The sequence below is a fragment of the Myroides injenensis M09-0166 genome (genome assembly GCF_000246945.1).
Lineage (GTDB): Bacteria > Bacteroidota > Bacteroidia > Flavobacteriales > Flavobacteriaceae > Flavobacterium > Flavobacterium injenense.
Genome location: NZ_BAEX01000146.1, coordinates 1 through 3,137, shown reverse-complemented (window position 1 = coordinate 3,137; position 3,137 = coordinate 1). Strand labels below are relative to the sequence as shown.

General features: G+C 30.9%; 2 protein-coding genes and 1 other RNA gene. 2 read left to right on the top strand and 1 reads right to left on the bottom strand.

The window, feature by feature from the left end:
* The first annotated feature begins 34 nt into the window (after positions 1-34).
* Positions 35-1,075 (top strand): nucleoid-associated protein, encoded by a 1,041-nt coding sequence (locus RH98_RS14820; RefSeq protein WP_010257297.1) that lies wholly within the window; start codon positions 35-37, stop codon positions 1,073-1,075.
* Between the two features lie 314 nt (positions 1,076-1,389).
* Here the strand turns inward: RH98_RS14820 and ssrA are convergent.
* Positions 1,390-1,788: a transfer-messenger RNA gene (gene ssrA / locus RH98_RS15520) on the bottom strand.
* A gap of 145 nt (positions 1,789-1,933) precedes the next feature.
* Here ssrA and RH98_RS14815 point away from each other — a divergent pair.
* The coding region (locus RH98_RS14815; RefSeq protein WP_010257293.1) for an NAD(P)-dependent oxidoreductase at positions 1,934-3,137 on the top strand (1,204 nt) is incomplete at its 3' end.

The window sequence follows — 3,137 nt, the reverse complement described above, 5'->3', positions numbered from 1 at the left end:
TAGAAAAACTTAAACAATTCAACATTATAGAATAATGATCGACTTCACAGCAGTTAAATTACAAAATATAGCTACCCACTTTGTTGGAAACAAATTAAGAGATGAAGGAATAAAGATTTCATCGGGAGAAGTAAACATAATTGAGGAAGATACCAAAAAATATTTATTGAAGTATTTTTTATCTTCTTTTCAAAATAATGAAAAATTCAATTTCACTAATCCTACAGAACTGTCATTAAATGCGGTATACACATTAATCAGTCGAATATTTTCTAATTCTGACTCTTTTTATGAGAATACTGTTGAACTCTCAAAACATTTATACGAAAGCTCTACGCATCCTAAAGTTAATGGAGGAGAGTTTACAATTTGTTTATTTGAAAGTATATTTTTAGACGGAGTTGAAACAATGGCGATTGGTTTGTTTAAAACAGAGGTTAAAGACGTATTTCTAAAATTTGACCATACGAAAGATAATTACACAATTAAGTACGATAATGGTGTAAATGTAGCCAAACTTGACAAAGGGTGTATAATATTTAATCAAAGAACTGAAGATGGATTTACTGTCTGTATTGTTGATTCTAATAAATCTAATGATACACAATATTGGAAGGATGATTTTTTAAATATCAGGGCAAGTGCAGATGAATATCATTTTACGAAAAACTTCCTCTCTATTACAAAAGATTTTGTGACAAAGCAACTTTCCGATGAATTTGACGTAAGTAAAGCGGATAAAATAGATTTGCTAAACCGCTCTGTTGAGTATTTTAAAACACATGATAGATTTGAAAAAGAGAGCTTTGAAGAAGAGGTTTTTCATAATCCTGAAATGATAAAGTCATTTCGAAATTATGATGAACAATATAGAGAAAATAAGAATGTTGATATTTCTGATAACTTTCAAATATCTTCTCAAGCTGTAAAAAAACAATCTCGTGTTTTTAAAAGTGTATTAAAATTAGATAAAAATTTTGATATATATATTCATGGAAATAAAGAATTAATCAAAAAAGGCGTAGATAATGATGGGAGAAAGTATTATAAAATTTATTATGAAGAAGAAAAATAGTTTTGAGATATAAGATAAATATGTATCAATGAGTAAAACTTCGTTACATCTGGGCAGAGGAGATTGAGCCTATTTTGAAGTAGAAATAGCCCTAATATCACTTTTATAGTATAACTTTTTTTTAACTTATTTGATTCATATCTCATAAAATGAAAACTTGTTAAAAACCGTGGTTTTTAGACAAAAAAGTAAAGAAAAATAGTATTCAAATAAGGGTGTAAAAGTATCTCAAAAATAAAAGCGTACAAAAAGCGTACAAATACGAGCATAAAAAAAGCCTAACTATTTAATTATCAATAGTTAGGCTTTTATTTCTGTGGAGTCGCCGAGAATCGAACTCGGGTCCAAACAAGCAATCAGGAAGCTTTCTACACGCTTAGTTCCTTCTTGTGTTTTCGACTAAAAGCTTGGCAAGAAACAGCCCCTTTTAGCTTAGCCTCTAAGATTTCGATCTGCTTACGAGACACTCACAGATCTAGGTTTACTTTACGGTTCCCCTTAACAAAGCGCCATAAACCAAGGCTCTTAAGGAGAATTTAGCTTTTCCACCTAGTGGAAACTAAAGGCAAATCCTACTATAATTCAGATTAAGCAGCTAAAGCGTAATTTTCTTCGCCGTTTAAAAAGTTTGTTACATGATATTTACGAGCTACATAACAACGCTCGACGTGCTTACTAACTAATTCCACTCGCTGTCAATACCGATCGACCCCATAGTGAATTACTATATAAGTAACTTGATTGCAAAAGTACGCTAATAATTTTAGTTTGCAAAAAGAATATAAGTTTTCAAAGCTTTTTTGTACAACTCAGAATTAATTCTATATTTGAAAAACCAAGAAAACTAAACTGAAAATTATGAAATTAGGAATTATTAAAGAGAGGAAAAATCCTCCTGATAGGAGAGTTGTGCTTTGTCCGGAACAGGTCAAAAAATCATTGTCAAAATATAATGATTTAGTAATCAAAGTAGAACCTTCTGATATCAGAATATTTAATGATATATCATACGAAAACATAGGTGTAGAACTAACACCAGATTTGTCAGATTGTGATATATTATTAGGAGTAAAAGAAATTCCAGTTAATGCACTTATCCCTAATAAAACTTATGTCTTTTTTTCGCATACAATAAAAAAACAGGAACATAATCGCAAGCTATTACAAGCTTGTTTAGAAAAGAACATTACATTAATGGATCACGAAACATTTGTTGACAACGACGGAAAGAGAATAATAGGTTTTGGTAGATATGCCGGGATAGTAGGGGCATATAATACTTTAAGAGCTTTTGGACTTAAATATGAATTATTTAATCTTGCTAAAGCGGAAACCCTTTTACATAAAGAAGATTTAATCTATCGATTAAAGAAACAATACTTTCCCCCAATCAAGATATTGGTTACTGGAACTGGTAAGGTAGCTGGTGGAATTATAGAGATTTTAGAGGGTATGAAGGTAAAGAAAGTATCAGCTGAACATTTTTTAACTCAGAAATACGATAGACCAGTATATACCCAAATTGATGTTACCCAATATTATAAGAGAAAAGATGGGAACGTTGCTAGTAAACAAGATTTTTATGACAATCCTAGTTTATATGAAAGTAACTTTGAGCGTTTTTCTCAAGTAAGTGATATTGTTATTACAGGTCATTTCTTTAAAAAGGGAGCACCAAAAATAATCACAAAAGAAATGCTTAATTCACCTAAAAATCAAATTAAGATTATTGGGGATGTATCCTGTGATGTAGATCATGGACCTATCGAGTCTACGCTTAGAACATCCACAATTGAAGAACCTTTTTATGGCTACCACCCAGGAAAAGATCAAGAAGTGGAATTTGATCATCCTGCTGCAATAGGAGTAATGGCCATTGACAATCTTCCATGTGAACTGCCTAAAGATGCAAGTGAAGGTTTTGGTGAAGTATTTGTTGAGAAAATATTAGATGCTTTCTTTAATGGAGATAAAGATGGGATTCTAAAAAAAGCTACAATTACAAAAGATGGAAAGTTAACTGAGAAGTATTCTTACTTACAGGCTTTCGTAGATAATCAAG

Excerpts from the sequence above, each read along its gene's own strand:
- RH98_RS14820 (WP_010257297.1), top strand. The coding sequence starts at position 35 with ATGATCGACTTCACAGCAGTTAAATTACAAAATATAGCTACCCACTTT.